This is a genomic window from Trueperaceae bacterium, from assembly GCA_023954415.1.
Lineage (GTDB): Bacteria > Deinococcota > Deinococci > Deinococcales > Trueperaceae > JAAYYF01.
Map to the genome: position 1 here is coordinate 63047 of JAMLIB010000011.1, position 16721 is coordinate 79767.

At 71.3% G+C, this 16721-nt stretch carries 14 protein-coding genes; 11 read left to right on the forward strand and 3 right to left on the reverse strand.

What is annotated here, in order from left to right:
- Positions 1 to 33 precede the first annotated feature (33 nt).
- Complete coding sequence (gene purB, locus M9914_12770; protein ID MCO5175049.1) at positions 34 to 1338, reverse strand: adenylosuccinate lyase; 1305 nt, start codon at positions 1336 to 1338, stop codon at positions 34 to 36.
- Between the two features lie 217 nt (positions 1339 to 1555).
- Here purB and gyrA point away from each other — a divergent pair, with 217 nt between their 5' ends.
- From gyrA to ftsE, 3 genes are read left to right on the forward strand one after another with little or no spacing between them, the layout of a single operon-like run.
- The gene (gyrA, locus tag M9914_12775) at positions 1556 to 4000 is read left to right on the forward strand and encodes a DNA gyrase subunit A (GenBank protein MCO5175050.1); all 2445 of its coding nucleotides are present in this window, start codon (positions 1556 to 1558) and stop codon (positions 3998 to 4000) included.
- 52 nt (positions 4001 to 4052) lie between these two features.
- Positions 4053 to 4979 carry a nucleoside hydrolase gene (locus M9914_12780; protein MCO5175051.1) on the forward strand — a complete coding sequence of 309 codons (927 nt, stop codon included), beginning with the start codon at positions 4053 to 4055 and terminating at the stop codon, positions 4977 to 4979.
- Between the two features lie 46 nt (positions 4980 to 5025).
- A complete protein-coding gene (gene ftsE / locus M9914_12785; protein ID MCO5175052.1) occupies positions 5026 to 5769 on the forward strand; it encodes a cell division ATP-binding protein FtsE in 744 nt (247 codons plus the stop codon).
- Between the two features lie 76 nt (positions 5770 to 5845).
- On the opposite strand, the gene M9914_12790 is transcribed toward ftsE, so the two are convergent.
- Positions 5846 to 6610 (reverse strand): metallophosphoesterase, encoded by a 765-nt coding sequence (locus M9914_12790; protein ID MCO5175053.1) that lies wholly within the window; start codon positions 6608 to 6610, stop codon positions 5846 to 5848.
- A gap of 34 nt (positions 6611 to 6644) precedes the next feature.
- Positions 6645 to 7400: a hypothetical protein gene (locus M9914_12795; GenBank protein ID MCO5175054.1), complete on the reverse strand. Its 756-nt coding sequence runs from the start codon at positions 7398 to 7400 to the stop codon at positions 6645 to 6647.
- Positions 7401 to 7502: 102 nt separating this feature from the next.
- Between M9914_12795 and M9914_12800 the strand changes: the two genes are divergently transcribed.
- The 8 genes from M9914_12800 (at position 7503) to M9914_12835 (ending at position 16713) form a co-directional block, all read left to right on the forward strand.
- On the forward strand, positions 7503 to 10100 hold the full coding sequence (locus M9914_12800; GenBank protein MCO5175055.1) for a hypothetical protein: 2598 nt from the start codon (positions 7503 to 7505) through the stop codon (positions 10098 to 10100).
- 10 nt (positions 10101 to 10110) lie between these two features.
- Complete coding sequence (locus M9914_12805) at positions 10111 to 11031, forward strand: DMT family transporter (GenBank protein ID MCO5175056.1); 921 nt, start codon at positions 10111 to 10113, stop codon at positions 11029 to 11031.
- Positions 11032 to 11388: 357 nt separating this feature from the next.
- Entirely contained in the window at positions 11389 to 12612 is a 1224-nt protein-coding gene (locus M9914_12810; protein MCO5175057.1) for an argininosuccinate synthase, read from the forward strand.
- A 48-nt stretch (positions 12613 to 12660) separates the two neighbouring features.
- Entirely contained in the window at positions 12661 to 13098 is a 438-nt protein-coding gene (locus tag M9914_12815; GenBank protein ID MCO5175058.1) for a GNAT family N-acetyltransferase, read from the forward strand.
- Positions 13095 to 14624, forward strand: a complete 1530-nt coding sequence (argH, locus tag M9914_12820) for an argininosuccinate lyase (protein ID MCO5175059.1) — start codon at positions 13095 to 13097, stop codon at positions 14622 to 14624. Before M9914_12815 ends, argH begins: the two co-directional genes overlap by 4 nt.
- Positions 14621 to 15160, forward strand: a complete 540-nt coding sequence (locus M9914_12825) for an N-acetyltransferase (GenBank protein ID MCO5175060.1) — start codon at positions 14621 to 14623, stop codon at positions 15158 to 15160. Before argH ends, M9914_12825 begins: the two co-directional genes overlap by 4 nt.
- Positions 15161 to 15304: 144 nt before the next feature.
- Positions 15305 to 16315, forward strand: coding sequence for an asparaginase (ansA, locus tag M9914_12830; GenBank protein ID MCO5175061.1), 1011 nt, complete (start codon positions 15305 to 15307; stop codon positions 16313 to 16315).
- Positions 16312 to 16713 carry a VanZ family protein gene (locus M9914_12835; GenBank protein MCO5175062.1) on the forward strand — a complete coding sequence of 134 codons (402 nt, stop codon included), beginning with the start codon at positions 16312 to 16314 and terminating at the stop codon, positions 16711 to 16713. Before ansA ends, M9914_12835 begins: the two co-directional genes overlap by 4 nt.
- Positions 16714 to 16721: the final 8 nt, after the last annotated feature.

The window sequence follows — 16721 nt, forward strand, 5'->3', positions numbered from 1 at the left end:
CGAGCCGCCGCGCCCGAGGCCGCTGGTCCGGGGCTACAGCCCGTTCGCCTCGAAGATGCGGTCTACGAAGCGCAGGTACCAGGCAGGGTCGAACGCGGCGGCCAGCTCGGTCGGGCTCAAGGGGAGTCCCGGCTCGACGGCTAGCAGGTCGCGCAGGTGCTCGCCCGTCTCCCAGCAGCGCAGCGACGCGCGCTGCACGAGGCCGTAGGCGGCCTCGCGGCTCATGCCGGCCTCGATGAGGAGGTGCAGGACGCGCTGCGAGTAGACGAGCCCCTTGAGCGCGTCCAGGTTCTCGCCCATCCGCTCCGGGTAGACGACGAGGCCGGCCAGGACGGAGGCCAGGCGCCTGAGGGCGTACACGGCCAGCGTCGTGGAGTCGGGGAGGATGATGCGCTCCGCGGCCGAGTGGCTGATGTCGCGCTCGTGCCAGAGCGCCACGTTCTCGAGGGCCGCCTGCAGGTTGGCGCGCATGACGCGGGCCACGCCCGTCAGGTTCTCCGAGGCGATCGGGTTCTTCTTGTGCGGCATGGACGACGAGCCGGTCTGGCCGCGGGCGAACCCTTCCTGTGCCTCGCGGACCTCGGTGCGCTGGAGGTGGCGGATCTCCAGGACCACGCGCTCGATGCTCGTGCCGAGGATCGCGAGCGCCGCCATGACCTCGGCGTGCCGGTCGCGCGCCACCGTCTGGTTCGTGACCGGATCGGGCGCGAGGCCGAGGGCGGCGGCGACCGCCGCCTCGACCTGGGGCGGCACGTGCGCGTAGGTGCCGACGGAGCCGGAGAGCATGGCGACCTCGATGCCGGCCTTGGCGCGGCGCAGGCGCTCCTCGTCGCGCCCGAAGGCGGCGGCGAAGTTGAGGAACTTGAGGCCGAACGTCATCGGCTCCGCATGAATGCCGTGGGTGCGCCCGATGCACGGCGTGTGGCGGTAACGCTGCGCGAGCTCGAAGAGCCGCTCCTTGACGGTCGCGAGGTCGGCGAGGACGGTGGCGAGGGCGCGACCGAGAACGAGGTTCTGCGCCGTGTCGACGACGTCGGTGCTCGTCAGGCCGTAGTGCACGAAGCGCGCGCCCTCGCCGAGCCGCTCCGTGAGCGCGCGGGTGAACGCGACGATGTCGTGACGCGTCTCCGCCTCCAAAGTCGCTACGCGGACGGCGAACTCCTCGTCGAGCGGCCGCGCCTGCGCCGCGCGCCTCAGCTCGGCGGTCGTGCCGGTCGGCACCTCGCCGAGCCGCTCCCAGGCCTCGGTGGCGGCCAGCTCGACCTCGAGCCACGCGCGGTAGCGCTCGGCCTCGCTCCACAAGCTCCGCATGTCTGGGGTGGAATACCGTTCGATCATCGCGGGCAAGCTACCACGCCCATCCTTCACGCCAGAACCGGGCAGGGGGCGTGCCGGATGGTAAACTTTCCCGTCAGGCCGCCTGCCGGCTCCCCACGACGACCCATCCTTGCGAACGGCTCGGGGCGTGGTGTGCCCGCGCGAGCATCGGCGGCGCGGCACGTCGGCTGGACGCGTGGCGCGCGTCAGGGGCAAGCAAGCGGCATCGGAGGTCGCGTTGAACGAGGGTCAAGTCGTCCCCGTCCAGATCACGGACGAGATCAAGACGAGTTTCATCAACTACGCCATGTCGGTCATCGTGGAGCGGGCGCTGCCCGACGTCCGCGACGGCCTCAAGCCCGTGCAGCGCCGCATCCTGTTCGCGATGCACCAGATGGGCCTGGCGTCGAACCGCAAGCACATCAAGAGCGCCGGGGTCGTGGGCGAGGTCATCGGCAAGTACCACCCGCACGGCGACTCGGCCATCTACGACGCCATGGTGCGCCTGGCGCAGGACTGGAACCTGCGCTACCGTCTCGTTGACGGGCAGGGGAACTTCGGCTCGATCGACGGCGACCCACCGGCCGCCTACCGCTACACGGAAGCGCGCATGACGAGCGTCGCCGAGGCCATCCTCGCGGACATCGACATGGAGACCGTCGACTTCCGCGACAACTTCGACGGCACCCTCCAGGAGCCGACGGTGCTCCCTTCGGCCGTACCGAACCTGCTCGTGAACGGCGCCGCCGGCATCGCGGTCGGCATGGCGACGAACATGGCGCCGCACAACCTGGGCGAGATCGTCGACGGGCTCGTGGCCATGATCGACGAGCCGGAGATAGACACCGCCGGCCTGATGCGCCACGTCCACGGCCCCGACTTCCCCACGGGCGGCATCATCGGCCGCGACGGGATCAGGCAGGCGTTCGAGACGGGCCGCGGCAGCATCCGCGTGCGCGGGCGGGCGCGCATCGAGGACCACAACCAGCGCACGGCCGTCGTGGTCACCGAGATCCCGTACCAGGTCAACAAGACGTCGCTCATACAGACGGTCGCGCAGCTCGTGCGCGCCAAGAAGATCGAGGACATCAGCAACATCCGCGACGAGTCCGACCGCCACGGCATGCGCATCGTCTTCGAGCTCAAGCGCGGCGCCCTGGGCGAGCTCGTCCTCAACCAGCTCTACAAGTTCACGCAGCTCCAGACGACGTTCGCCGTCAACAACGTCGTCATCGTAGACAACTCGCCGCGCATCCTCTCCCTCAGGGAGATGCTGCGGTACTTCCTCGACCACCGCGTCATCGTCGTGAGGCGCCGCTCGGAGTTCGAGCTGCGCAGGGCGCGCGAGCGGGCGCACATCCTCGAGGGCTACCTCATCGCCCTCGACAACCTCGACGCCGTCATCGCGCTCATCCGGGCCTCGAAGGACGGGCCGGAGGCCAAGGCGGCGCTCATGCGCGAGTTCGGGCTCTCCGACCCGCAGGCGCAGGCCGTGCTCGACATGCGCCTGCAGCGCCTCACGGGCCTGGAGCGCGAGAAGATCAACGAGGAGTACCGCGAGCTGCAGGAGCAGATCGCCAGGCTCGAGCTCATCCTCAACGACGCGGCCGAGCTCTGGCGCGTCATCCGCAAGGAGCTGCAGGACGTCAAGAAGCAGTTCGCCGACCCGCGCCGCACGCTCATAACGGACCTGACGGACGAGATCGGCAAGGAGGACCTCATCGCGGAGGAGAACGTCGCCGTGACGCTCACGCGCGGCGGCTACATCAAGCGCACGGCCCTGACGAGCTACCGCAGCCAGGCGCGGGGCGGGCGCGGCTCGACGGCGCAGAAGGCTAAGGAGGACGACGTCAACTCGATCCTCCTCGTGGGCAGCACCCACGACTACCTCCTCTTCTTCACCGACCGCGGCCGCGTCTACCGCGAGAAGATCTACGACCTCCCCGAGGCCGAGCGCGCGGCGCGCGGCGGCCACATCCGCAACCTCCTCCCGCTGGCAGAGGGCGAGAACGTCCAGACGGTCCTGTCCCTCAAGGACCTCGACCAGGACGGCCACTTCGTCTTCGCCACCAAGGGTGGTCTCGTGAAGCGCACGCGCATCCGCGAGTACGGCAACATCAACGCCGCCGGTCTCGTAGCCATCAACCTGCTGGACGGCGACGAGCTCGTGGCCGTGCGCATCACGGACGGCAACGCCGACGTGGTGCTCGGCACGCGCGACGGTCAGGCCATCCGCTTCGCCGAGGAGGACGCACGCGAGACGGGCAGGGCCACCCAGGGCGTCATCGGCATCCGCCTCAAGCGGGGCGACGCCGTCGTCAGCCTCGCGGTCATCCAGCAGGGTCAGAAGGAGCAGGCCGAGCTGCTCAGCGTCACGGAGAGCGGCCTCGGCAAGCGCACGCCCTTGGCCGAGTACCCCGTGCAGGGCCGCGGCGGTCAGGGCGTCATCGGCCACCGGCTCTCCGACCGGACGGGCGCCATGGTCACGCTCTCCCCCGTCCTGGGCAGCGAGGAGCTGTTCGTGCTCTCCGAGAACGGCATCCTGATCCGCACGTCGGTCGCGCAGGTGAGCTCGTACGGTCGCTCGACGCAGGGCGTCACCGTGATGCGGCTCGACGACGGCGACCGCGTGGTGGCCGCCATGGTCATGCCGAGCGAGGCCGAGCTGGAAGCGATGAACTAGGGCGGCGCGCCGTTACCCGGACCGCTTACGGGCACCGCGTTATCATGCGCAGGTGCCCGTACCCATCTGGCTTGACTGCGACCCGGGTCATGACGACGTCATCGCCATCTTCCTGGCGGCCCAGCGGTCGGACCTGATCGGCATCAGCGTGGTGAGCGGCAACGCTCCCCTGACCTTCACGGAACGCAACGGCCTCACGGCCTGCCAGGTCGCCGGCCTCACCACGCCGGTGCATAGGGGCGCTGCCAGACCGCTCGTGCGACCGGCGCAGCACGCCGAGTACATCCACGGTGAGTCCGGCCTCGACGGCCCGGCGATCCCGGCCCTGACGAGGAAGGCGAGCGGGGTGCCCGCCGTGCGCGCCCTCCTGGACGCGGCGGAGAAGCACGCCGGGCTGTGGGTCGTGGCCGTCGGCCCGCTTACGAACGTCGCACTCGCCCTGCTCCTCGAGCCGGGGCTCGCCCAGCGCCTCGCCGGCATCAGCGTCATGGGCGGCACGTGGGGCCCCGGCAACGTCACTGCTGCTGCCGAGTTCAACGTCTGGGCCGACCCCGAAGCGGCGCAGCTCGTGCTGGAGGCCGGCGCCAACGTCGTCCTCGCCGGTCTCGACCTGACCCATCAGTTCGTCATGGACCGGGGGCGCATCGCACAGATCCGGGCGCTCGGCACGCGGACGGCGCTCTTCAGCGCCGACCTGCTCGACTACTTCGCGGCGGCGTACGCCCGCTCGTACGGCGGTCCGGCGCTAGGGCCGCTCCACGACCCGTGCTCGGTCCTCGCCGTGACGGACCCGCACCTCTTCGCGTCCGAGCCAAGGCACGTGGCGGTCGAGTGCGCCGGCGAGCTCACCCGCGGGATGACCGTCGTCGACAGGCGCACGGGCCCACGCGTGCTGCCGCCCAACGCGACGGTGCTGACGAACATCGACCACGAGGCCGCCTTCCAGGTCCTGATGGACGCGTTGGGGGCGTCCTTATGAGGCCCGGACGGGTCGCGCGCGACACGAACGCGTCCGAGGCGTCGTCGTGAGACCCGCGCCAGGCACCCGCGGCTCCGGCGCTCGCGGCGCCGCGCCCGTCTCCTCCGGCATGGTCGAGTTCAGGCACGTCACCAAGACCTACCCCCGCACGCATACGCACGCCCTCAAGGACGTCGACTTCCACATCGCCAAGGGCGAGTTCGTCTACGTGACGGGCCACTCCGGCGCCGGCAAGTCCACCATGCTGGCGCTCATGCTGCGCAGGATCGTCGCCACCGAGGGAACCGTCGCGGTCGCCGGGCAGGACGTCGCGCGCGTCCCGGACTCGCGTCTGCCCATGCTGCGGCGCCACATCGGCATGATCTTCCAGGACCACCGCCTGCTCGGCCACCTGTCCGCCTTCGAGAACCTGACGTTCACGCTGCGGGCCGTCGCGGCACGCGGCAACCACGAGCAGCGCGCCATGGCCGTCCTCCGGCAGGTGGGGCTGGCGCATAAGCGCAAGGCCTACCCGATCGAGCTGAGCCTCGGCGAGCAGCAGCGGGTCGCCATCGCGAGGGCGATGGTGACCGACGCCCCGCTCCTGCTGGCGGACGAGCCGACGGGCAACCTGGACCCCGACACCGCGCTCGAGATCATGGAGCTCCTCGACGACATCAACCTGCGCGGCACGACCATCCTGCTCGCGACGCACGCCCGCGACCTCGTGGACAGCTACAAGCGCCGCACGCTGGTGCTCCGCAACGGCGAGCTCGTCCGCGACGACGCGCGCGGCGGCTACTCGCTCTAGGCCGGGAACCGGCGGGGCGCGTCGGGGCCGGCGCGCGGGGCCTCGGCGCCGGCGCGCGGGGCCGTGCGCGGGCTCGTCAAGGTTGCGAAGCCGCGAGGGCTATCACGCTGAGGTCGAGCCGGTCGTCGTCCAGGAGCAGCTCCAGGAACTGGAGCTTGCCGAGGGCGTCGACCATGGCGAAGCCGTTCTCCTTGTCGACGTAGACGCCGTCCTTCATGACCGTGTGCCCGTACACCCCGAAACGATGCCCCGCCTGCTTGACGAGCTCCGGCTTGTTGAACCACCACGACTTCGTGTCGGGGTCGTGATAGAAGAAGTCGTCGAAGACCTGCATGCCCGGCAGCGGCCCGGCGTGGGCGAACTGCACGCCGTGGAACACGACCTCACGCGGCATGGCCGCGAACCACGCGCGCAGGTCGTCTGGCAGCTCGACGCCGCCCTTCGAGGCGTCGAACTCCACGTGGCTCATCCCCCCGCGCGTGGAGAGCTCGTAGCGGTGGTCGAAGGCGGCCTCGTCGTGGTTGCCTATGATGACCGAGACGTTGCCCTCGCTCTGGTCGACGTACCGCTTGAAGCGGTAGAGCTCCCTGATCTGCGCCTTGGACGCCCGGCGCAGGTGGTCGGGGTCGGACGGGTCGTACGGTTCGACGCCCACGGCGTTGGCGTAGTCGCGCGCGTCTTTGTAGTGCACGAGATCGCCGACGCAGACGACGCGGTAGCGCCCTTCCATGACGGCCTGCATCGGCTCCAGCGTGGCCGTGGCCGCGGAGGCGGCGCGCAGCACGCGCCAGAGCTCCGGCCACTGGCCATGCACGTCGCCGATGGCGATGACCTTGATCACGCTTCCGCCCCGCGCGTCAGCGGTGCCCCCACGCTCATCTCGGCTCCGCCTCCCGCCGCAGGAGGACGGCCCGCAGCTGCCCGTACAGTTCGCGCGACTCCTCCGGGGTACGACCGTAGCCGCCGTAACGAACGACGAGCTTGGCGGCCTCCTTGCCGAGTCCCTCGTCGTTGAGCCGCTCCACGAGCCGCTCGATGACATCGTGGCCGCTCGGGTTGCTCACGGCCTGCCGCTCCACCTCTCCGTCTGCGCCCGGTTCCGCTTTCATCGACGCGAGCGGCTCCGTGCCGACGTACGCGGTCGACCGCGCCCTGCTCGCGCCTTGCGCAAGGGAAGCGGGCACGGGCTCCGGCTCGAACAGCGCCTCGCCGGTCTCCGGGTCGAAGTCGACCCAGTAGTCGGGGGCCTCCTCTACGTACGGCAGCCGCAAGCCGAACTGAGAAGCACAACGCGCCAGGGCGAGCTCTCCCAAGCGCGAGTACGGGCTGCCTTCAGGTAACGCGCCGCCTGGCGGCGCGGCCGCCGCGACCACGGGCACGGCGACGACGTCGGAGCGTGTCACGCCGGCGACCGTGAGGTTGGCGACCAACGCGGACGCCCCCATGGGCTCGAGGGTGAACGACCAGCCCCAGCGGCCGCAGGCAGCGTCCAGGCGCTCGGCCACCGCCTCGCGCGCCGCGTAAGGCTCCAGCCGCACCCGCGCCCCGCCGGGCTCGACCTCGGCGACATGCCAGCGCAAGGCGTCGGACGTGAGAGGCGGAGCGAGTCTGGCGCTCAGCTCGGGCTGCACCTCAGCACTATAGCAACGCGCACAACGCGTAGGACGCGAAAGACGCCACCCGTACGCCACCGGTCGGAGGGAGGCTTACGGGGGTGCGGTAATGTTGGGACCATGTCCAGACCTAGCGCCGTATCGAACCGCGCCGGCAAGTCGCCGTCGCCGTCTCCCGCGGGCCGACGGCGGGTCGGCGCGTTCCTGGCGACACTCATCGCCTCGGTGCTGACCTTCGGCATCGCCTTAGCGCAGGTGGCGCCGGTGGTCGGCCTCGGCGCTTACGACCTCGAGGTGGGCCAGACGCTCGAGGTGAGTGGCGACCGCCTCACGCCCGGGGCCGACTACCGCATCGCCGTCGGACCGGTCGGGGGCGCGGCGACAGTCAGCCTCGTGCAGGCCGACACCAACGGCTCCATCCGCTTCGCCACCGTGCTCGAGGAACCGGGCGATCACGGGGTCAGCATCGACGGCCAAGACATCCATGCGGCGTTCACGGTGAGCGTGCGCGGGTCCGGCTCGGCGCCCGCCGCCGCGGGCCAGGCGACGGGGGCGGGCACCACGCCGCCTGCCGCAGGAGACGACGCCACCGGGCAAGGCACCCAGCCCACCACAGAGGACGCCGGACCAGAGACGGCGACACCGGAGACGACCGCCCCCGAACGGGCCGCGGAGGAGCCCCGGCAGGACCCGATCCAGGCCTACCCGACGGCGCGGCTCGCCGGCGGCGAGGTGCAAGGGGTACAGGGCGAGGAGGTCGTCTGGCGGCTGGGCTTCCCCGCCGGCTCGGGCGAGACGGCCGGCCTGGTCCAGTCCGGGCTTGACGTCTACGTCGGGCATGGGAACCACGTGCTCAAGGTCGACGCCAGGACGGGCAAGGTCACGAAACGCCACCGCCTGCCGGCCCAGGTCACTGCGCTGCAAGGGCGCGGCGGGGCCTTGAGCGCCACGGTCACCTACTCCACCGGCGCGGAGGGCAGCTTCGCGATCCTCGAGACGTCCCAGGACCCACAGGAGCCGTTCGACGACGATCCGGCCCTCTACGGCTGGCTGCGCAAGGAGGCGGCGGGCGGCGACCCGGTGGAGCGCCTGGAACACGACGAGACGAACCCGTGGCTCTACCTCGAGGCCGCGCGCGCCGCCGCACCCGGGAGCGCGGATGAGAGCCGCTTCGTCGCCGGGGCGCTGAGCAACGCCGTCACGTTCTATGAACGCGCACAACTCGCGCGCGAGTTCATGCGCTTCTCGCCCCAGAAGCGCGAGGAGGCCGCCACGGCCATGCACGCGGCGCTGGACGACTTCGTCGCGCGCGGCTACCGGGCGGAGCTCCTCTTCGATCAGGACCTGGCGGAAGCCTACGGCTTCCCCTTGGGCGCCATGACCGCGGCCCTCGGCAGGGGCGACGTCCAGTCCGCCGGCTTCTGGGCGGACTGGGTCTACCTCCTCGCGACGCCCGCCGTCCCGCAGACGCAGGCGGCCTTGGCGGAGTACGCCGCATACTTGCGCGCCGACGGCCAGCGCGAGGCCTCTAACCTCTGGCGGGAGCGCGCTCGCGAAGGGGCCGGCTTCGACCTGGCCGCATCCGTGCGCAAGGTGGCGCTCGACGTCGGCAGGACCGGCTGGTACGGGGTCGTGGCCATCCTCGTCGCGCTCCTTGCCCTATACGTGGCGCTGGCCGCCAAGTACTGGCGTCCGCAGACCCTCAACCTGCGCAGGCGCTCCGGCAATACCGGGTTGGGCGCGCGGCTCTTCTTCCTGCGCTACGCGACGTTCACCGAGAAGCTCGTGGCCGTGCTGCTGCTGGCCGCGGCCATGGCGCTCGCCGCGCTGCACGGCTGGGCGCGGGAGGGCGACTCGCTGCCGAGGGCGTGGGGCTCCGGCTCGCTCGCCTCGGTGCCGGCGCTCGACGCCCTCGCACGGTTGGACGGCACGGGCTCGGAGGCCGAGTTCGTGCGGGGCTTCGCCGAGCAGAGCTCCGGCGCGGACGACCCGGCCGCGGTCGCGTACCGCGCCGCGGGCGACGACGCCGACGCCGTCAACAACCTGGGGGCGCTGCTCGGCGATCAGGCGCTCTACCAGCGCGCCCTCGAGCTCAAGCCCGGGCTGGGCGCCGCGAGCTTCAACATGGGTCGCGCGGAGAACCCGTCGCGGCTCATGGCCGCGTTCGCCCCGGACGCGCCTGCGCTGGTCGTGCCGGACGAGACGCGGCTACGCAGCGCGGTGGCCGGGACGTTCCAGACGGCGTTGGTAGGCATGTTCACCAACCCGTGGGCGGGCCTCACCGGCCTGGCCGGGGTGACGCTGCCGCAGTGGGCGTGGTTGATCGTCGTGATCGCCTTCCTCCTGCTCGCGCTCTTCAACGTCGTGATGCTGCTCCTGCCCCGCCCGCGCGAGGCGCGCAACGCGCCGCGGACCCCCCTGTACCACCTCCTCGCCATCCTCCTCCCGGGCACCGGGCAGGCCGACGAGCTGTGGGGGGTCCTCCTCTCCGTCCCGTGGGCCGTCTTCGGCGTGGACCTGCTACTGCACTTCCTCACCGCCGGCCCCGACCCCGCCATGAGCGTGATGACCGACCTGGTGGCCCTGACGGTCATCTACGTCGTCAACCTGGTGGCGTACTTCGTGGAGCTGGCCTCCTACCGCCGCCGCATGCAGGCCCTCAAGCAGAACGACCCCGAGACGGCCCGCGCTTACGGCATGCGCAGGCTAGGCGCCTGAGCTTCTAGCCGTGGGGGAGCAGCGGCAGGCCCTCGTCGGCTACGCGTTGGTCGCGTTCGCCGCCCTGCTCTGGGCCCTGCTCGGCGTGTTCTCCAAGAGCCTGCTCGGCAGCGGCCTGACGCCGACGGAGATCGCGTTCTGGCGCGCCGCCATCGGGGGCGCGCTGTTCGCCGTCCACGCGGCGCTCGAAGGCGGCCTACGCCTGCAACGCGCCTCGGACGCCCTGGCGTTCGTCGCCTTCGCGGTGGTCGGCGTCACGCTCTTCTACACGGCGCTGAACCTCGCCATCGAGGCGGGCGGGGTCAGCCTCGCCTTCATCCTCCTGTACTCGGCGCCCGCGTTCGTCGCCGTCCTCGCCGCGCTGCTCCTCGGCGAGCGCCTGACGCCTACGAAGGCCACGCTCGTAGCGATGTCGGTCGCGGGGGTCGTGATGGTGGCGCAAGGCGGCGACTCCGGCATGACCGTCAGCGCGCGCAGCGTCACGTGGGGCCTCGTGGCCGGCGCCTCCTACGCGAGCTACTACCTGTTCGGCAAATGGGCGCTCGCGCGTTACCGGCCGGCGACCATCTACGCCATCGTCATGCCGATCGGGGCCCTCGGGTTGGCGCCCCTCACGCCCTTCGCCGCCCTGACGGACCCATCACCGCGGACCTGGCTACTGTTGGTCCTCATGGCCGCGCTCTCCACCTACTTGGCGTACTTCGTGTACTACACGGGCCTCAAGCGCGTGGAGGCCTCGCGCGCGGTGCTCGTGGCCACCATCGAGCCCGTCGTGGCGGCCGTGCTGGCCGCGTGGCTCTTCGGCGAGCGGCTGGGAGCGCTCGGCATCGTCGGCGGCGCGCTCATCGTCGGCGCCGCCATGCTGTCCGCGCTGCCGCGGCGCGTGTTCGGCCGCCGGTCGCCCGTCGGCTCACGTGTGGTGCGGCGCTGAGCGTTCGCGCGTCGCCCGCGCCCGTCGCGTGCCAACCCGTGTGTCTCCCGTACGGGGGCTTGGTCGTTGACGCCCACCCCATCCGGTGCTATCGTCGCAACGTTATCAGTCGGCTTGCATAAGCATCCGCTGATGGCCGAGCACCGACCGTGATGGCAAGCACACTTCGCCCCCACCACCTCCGCACCCGCAACCACAGACGAGACCGACGTAGCTGAACGCGTCGCGCCACCGCACCGGGACGGCCGAGACCGGCCGAACGGAGCGGAGTGGCCGCCGCGTCAGCTGCCCATGGCGGTCGCGTTCGTCGAGCGCGGGTCGACGGGGTCGAGAACATGGAACCTTAGGAGAAAGCGCATGAGCAACGAACGTAAGCCGGTCAAGAAGGTCGTCCTGGCGTACTCGGGTGGCCTCGACACCTCGGTCATCCTCCACTGGATAAAGGCGACGTACGGCGCGGACGTGGTCGCGTTCACGGCGGACATCGGCCAGGGCGAGGAGGTCGCAGCGGCCAAGGCGAAGGCGCTGCGCACGGGCGCGGTGGCGGCCTACGCCGTCGACCTGCAGGAGGACTTCGTCAAGGAGTTCGTCTTCCCCGTCCTGCGCGCCGGCGCCATCTACGAGGGCTACTACCTCCTCGGCACGTCGTTCGCGCGGCCGCTGATCGCGCGCAAGATGATCGAGATCGCCGAGGCCGAGGGCGCCGACGCCGTGGCGCACGGCGCCACGGGCAAGGGCAACGACCAGGTCCGCTTCGAGCTCTCCGCCTACGCCCTGAAGCCGGACGTGCGCGTCATCGCCCCCTGGCGCGAGTGGGACCTCAAGGGCCGCGAGGACTGCATCGCCTACGCGAGCGCGCACGGCATCGACGTGCCCGTCACGAAGGAGAAGCCGTACTCGACCGACGCGAACCTGTTCCACATATCCTACGAGGGCGGCGTGCTCGAGGACCCGTGGGCCCAACCCCCGGCGGGCATGTGGAAGCTGACGGTCGACCCCGAGCAGGCGCCCGACGCGCCGCAGGTGGTCACGGTCGCCTTCGAGCACGGCAACCCCGTCGCCATCGACGGCGAGCGGCTCGGGCCCGTCGCCCTCCTAGCCAAGGCCAACGAGATCGCGGGGCGGCACGGCGTCGGCCGCGTCGACATCGTCGAGAACCGCTTCGTGGGCATGAAGTCGCGCGGCTGCTACGAGACGCCGGGCGGCACGCTCCTGTTCCACGCCCACAAGGCCGTCGAGTCCCTGACGCTCGACCGGCAGGTCCTGCAGCTCAGGGACGACCTCGTCCCCCGTTACGCCGCCGCCGTCTACAACGGCTTCTGGTTCGCCCCGGAGCGCGTCGCGCTCCAGAGCCTGATGGACGACATCCAGAAGCCCGTCACGGGCGAGGCGCGCCTGAAGCTCTACAAGGGCGGCGTGACGGTGCTCGGGCGCCGCTCCCCGAACAGCCTGTACCGGCAGGACGTGGTCACGTTCGAGGAGGACAGCGTCTACGACCAGGCCGACGCCGACGGTTTCATCAAGCTGAACGCCCTGCGCCTGCGCATCGCGAAGCAGCTCGAGAGCTCCAAGGGGAAGTGAGACGTGGCGAGCGCCGCCGTACTGCCTAAGAAACCGGGTACAGACTACGTGCCGCCCAGGCTGCGCGAGGCGAACGCCGCCGACGCGCCCGGCCTGGCGGCCCTCTACGCCGTCACCAGGCCGCAGGCGAAGCTGGGGGCCGGCGCGCTGCGCGAGTGGCTCTCGCGCGGGCGGGCGCTCCTCGTCGAGGACGCCGACGGCCGGGTCCTCGCCGCGCTCAGGCACTGGGAGGAAGGCGACGGCTGGCGCGTGGAGCCGATCGTCACCCACCCCGAGCACCGCGGGCAAGGCTACGGCCGCTGGCTCATGACCATGCTCGAGGCCGACGCCATCCGCTCGAACATCCCGTTCCTCGCCGTGACGCTCGCCGACGCCGCCGTCCTGCCCTACTACCAGCGCCTCGGGTACCGGCCCCTCGGCGAGGACCCGACGGAGCTCGGCAAGCGCGTCGGGGGCGTGTGGCAGAGGACGGCGGCCCCGGCGTGACGGGGTCGGACCCGAAGCAGGCTCCAGAGCCGCCGGGCGCGGCCAGGGCGTCCAGCATGTGGGGCGGCCGGTTCGCGGAGGCCACGGACGCGCTCGTCCAGCGCGTCAACGCCTCCATCGGGGTGGACCAGGCCATGGCGGAGGACGACCTCCTCGGCTCCATCGCCCACGCGCGCATGCTCATGCGCCAGGGCATCCTGACGGAGGCCGAGGGCGAAGCCATGGTCGCCGGCCTGCGGCAGCTCCTTACCGAGGTGCGCGCGGGCAAGGTCGAGTGGCGCGAGGAGCTCGAGGACGTGCACATGAACCTCGAGTCCGTGCTCACGCAGCGCCTCGGGCCCGTCGGCGGCAAGCTGCATACGGCGCGCAGCAGGAACGACCAGGTCGCGACGGACGCGCGGCTCCACCTCGCGCGGCGGGGCGCGGAAGTGCGCGGCCTGGTGATCGAGCTGCGCCGCGTCATCGTGCGCCTGGCTGCGGAGCACATCGACGTGATCATGCCGGGCTACACGCACCTGCAGGTAGCGCAGCCCGTGCGCTTCGCCCATCACCTCCTCGCCTACCACGAGATGCTCGAGCGCGACCAGGGGCGGCTCGAGGACGCGCTTAAGCGCGCCGACGTGTCGCCGCTAGGCGCCGGCGCCCTCGCCGGCACCACCTTCCCCATCGACCGCGCCTACACGGCCGAGCTCCTCGGCTTCGGCGCCGTAGCACGCAACTCCATGGACGCCGTCTCGGACCGCGACTACATGCTCGAGACGTTGTCGGCGCTCGCGATCCTGATGATGCACCTCTCGCGCCTGAGCGAGGAGCTCATCGTCTGGTCGACGAGCGAGTTCGGCTTCGTGACGTTGAGCGACGCCTACACGACGGGCAGCTCGATCATGCCCCAGAAGAAGAACCCCGACGTCTGCGAGCTCGTGCGCGGCAAGACGGGCCGCGTGTACGGCGCCCTCATGGGCCTGCTGACGGTCATGAAGGGGCTCCCCCTCACCTACAACAAGGACATGCAGGAGGACAAGGAGGGGCTGTTCGACGCGCTCTCCACGGCGTCCGACTGCCTGCGCCTCTACGTCGGCATGCTGCCTGCCATGCGCGTCAACGCGACCCGCATGCGCGAGGCCGCCAGCAGGGCGTACTCCAACGCCACCGACCTGGCCGACTACCTCGCGCGGCGCGGCCTCCCCTTCCGTGAGGCGCACCACGTCGTCGGTCGGCTCGTGGCCACCGCCATCGAGCGCGGCGTGCCGCTCGAGGCGCTGAGCCTCGAGGAGCTGCGGGCCGAGGACCCGCGCATCGAGGCCGACGTCTACGCGGCCCTCGACCTCGAGACCGTGGTGGACGCCAGGCGCTCCTACGGCGGCACGGCGCGCGAGCGCGTGCTGGAGCGGATCGCGGTCGCGGAGGCCGAGCTGGCGGGCCTGGACGGCGGGGCGCGGCGCCCGGACGCGCAGGACGTAGCGACCGCCGGCGATGCTACCGGCGGCGATGCGACTGGCGGGGAGACCGGCGAGGGTCACCCATGAACGTGACGGTGCGGCCGGCCAGGGCGGAGGACGTCCCCCTGATCTTCGAGAACATCGGCTACTGGGCGAGCCAGGGCCGCATGCTCGTGCGCCCGATGCAGAACATCTTCGAGAACCTCCGCGACTTCTTCGTCGCCGAGGTCGACGACGGCAGCGGCCCGCGCTTCGCCGGCAACGGCGCCATGCATATCCTCTGGGGCGACATCGCCGAGGTGCGCGGCCTGGCCGTGGCGCCCGACGTGCGCGCTCGCGGCGTCGGCCGGGCGCTCGTCGAGGCGTGCGAGCACGAGGCGCGGCGCGTCGGCATCCCGCTCCTCTTCGCGTGGACCTACGAGGTGGAGTTCTTCGAGCGTTGCGGCTTCACCCTCATCGACAAGACCCGCGACCTGCACCCCCGAGTGTGGTCCGAATGCCTGCGCTGTCCCTTCTACGTCGGCTGCAACGAGAACGGCGTGGTAAAGCGCATGGACGGCGTCCCGACCCCTCACAACCTGCCCGAGCCGCCGCCGGCGCAGGTGCCGCCCGGCATCCGCTGACAACGGTCGGGTGCGCGCCCGCGCCCGGGCGGCGGCCTGAGCGCGGACACCTACGCGCCCTGCGCATGCCACGTCCCCGCTCCCACGACACAGGCGTCCTGGCACGTATGGTTCGCGTCAGGGCGCTGTCGGTATAGTCGCGTGGTGACCAAGAAGGTCCTCTTAGCCCATACAGGCGGAACGATAGGCATGCGTAGAGGTGAGCGGGGCTACGCCCCGAGTGCCGGCTACCTGGCGGAGCTCCTGGCACGCATGCCGGAGCTGAGCGACCCGTCGCTTCCCGCCATCGAGCTCGTCGAGTTCGCGCCGCTGCTCGACTCGGCCGACATGGTGCCGTCCGACTGGTCGCGGATCGCCGCGGAGATAGCGCGGCGCTATGAGGAGGTCGACGGGGTCGTCGTCTTGCACGGCACCGACACGATGGCGTTCACCGCTTCGGCCCTCTCGTTCATGCTCGAGGGGCTGGCCAAGCCCGTCATCGTCACGGGCTCCCAGGTCCCGTTGGCCGAGCTGCGCTCCGACGCGCGCGAGAACCTGATCGCCTCCCTCCAGATCGCCGCCATGCCGGGGCTGCATGAGGTCTGCGTCTACTTCTCCGGTCGCCTCCTACGCGGCAACCGCGCCACGAAGGTATCGGCCAGCGGCTTCGACGCGTTCGACTCGCCCAACGAGGCGCCGCTCGCCACGGTCGGGGTCGAGGTCGAGTTGCGCCAAGGCGCGGCGCGCCCGGCCCTCCCAGGCCGCCTGTCGGTGCGCGAGCTGCGCGACGTCACGGTCGCGGCCGTGCGCCTCTTCCCCGGCGTCAGCGCCAGGTTCATGGCGCACGTGCTGCAAGCGCCGCTCGAAGGGCTCGTGCTCGAGACTTACGGGGCGGGCAACGCCCCCACGCGCGACCCGCGCCTGCTGGACGAGCTGGCGGCCGCGGCAACGCGCGGGGTGGTGGTGGTCAACACGACGCAGTGCCTGCGCGGTCGCGTCGACATGCGCGGCTACGCCACGGGCAGGGCGCTGGCGGAGGCGGGCGTGACGGGCGGCGCCGACATGACGCCGGAGGCCGCGCTCACCAAACTGATCTACCTCTTGGGCAGTGGCATGACACCCGACGCGGCGCGCGCCGCCATGGCCCGCGACCTGCGCGGGGAGTTGACCGAATGAGCGCAGTGGGCGGCGCGCGCGCGCCTTGGCGCAAGCGGGCGCCCTGGGTCAAGTGGCTGGGCTGGTGCCTGGCCGCGGCCTGGGCGGGCTTCCTCTTCATGCAGTCGAGCTCCTCGACCGCCGGCTCGTTCCTGGCCAACTTCCCGCCCGGCTCGGACAAGGTCGTTCACGCAGGGGCCTTCGGCGTGCTGGCCGCCCTCGTCACCCTGGCGACCGGCCGACCGCTCGTCGGCGTGCTCGCCGCCTTGCTGTACGGAGCCTCGGACGAGATCCACCAGTGGTTCGTTCCCGAGCGCGCCACCGAGCTGCTCGACCTCTTCGCCGACACGGTGGGAGGGGCCTTGGGCGCCTTCGCCGTCGACTTCGTAGCCCGCAAGCGCCACCGCGGGTCATTATGATTGACGCC